Origin of the sequence: Brachybacterium sp. GCM10030267, from assembly GCF_042666875.1 — a bacterium.
Lineage (GTDB): Bacteria > Actinomycetota > Actinomycetes > Actinomycetales > Dermabacteraceae > Brachybacterium.
This window is the reverse complement of sequence record NZ_JBHTCX010000013.1, coordinates 1-782: the sequence shown is the minus strand read 5'-3', so window position 1 is coordinate 782 and position 782 is coordinate 1. Positions and strand designations below refer to the sequence as shown.

General features: G+C 69.3%; 1 protein-coding gene. It reads right to left on the bottom strand.

The window, feature by feature from the left end; translation table 11 throughout:
* Nucleotides 1–782: nucleotide sugar dehydrogenase (locus ACFQS2_RS14335; protein ID WP_377794181.1), on the bottom strand; the 782-nt coding region annotated here is incomplete at both ends.

Sequence of the window (782 nt, the reverse complement as noted above, 5' to 3'; positions counted from 1 at the left end):
TGCGAGGGCACCGACGCGTTCAGGGTGCGGGCGGTGCGCACGGTGGTCGCGTTCGGATCGGTCGAGAGGTACAGGCGCGGGTAGACGGGGATGCAGTGCCCGCCGACGGCGATGCCCGGCTGGTGGATGTGGGAGTAGGGCTGGGAGTTGGAGGCCTCGATCACCTTGTAGACGTCGATCCCGTGGTCCTGCGCGAAGAGGGCGAACTCGTTGGCCAGGGCGATGTTCACGTCGCGGTAGGTGGTCTCGGCGAGCTTCGCCAGCTCCGAGGCCTCGGGGGAGCCGAGGTCCCACACCCCGTTGGGACGTGCCAGGTCGGGACGCTCGTCGAAGGTGAGGGCGGACTCGTAGAACTCCGTGGCCCGCTTCGTGCCCTCGGCGGACAGCGCGCCGATCAGCTTGGGGTACTTGCGCAGGTCCTCGAAGACCCGGCCGGTCAGCACGCGCTCGGGGGAGAAGACCGCGAAGAAGTCCTTCGACTCCGTCAGGCCCGAGATCTGCTCGATCATGGGCGTGAAGCGGGTGCGCAGCGTTCCCACCGGCAGGGTGGTCTCGTAGGAGACGAGGGTGCCGGGGGTGATGTGCTCCGCGAGGGACCGGGTGGCCGAGTCCATCCAGCCGAAGTCCGGCTCCCACGTGGCGTCGTTCACGAACAGCGGTACCACGATCACCACGGCGTCGGCCTGCGGGATCGCCTCGGCGTAGTCGGTCGTCGCCCGCAGCTGGCCCGCCGGGACCAGTTCGCTCAGCTTCTCCTGCAGCTGCGCCTCGCCCGGGAACGG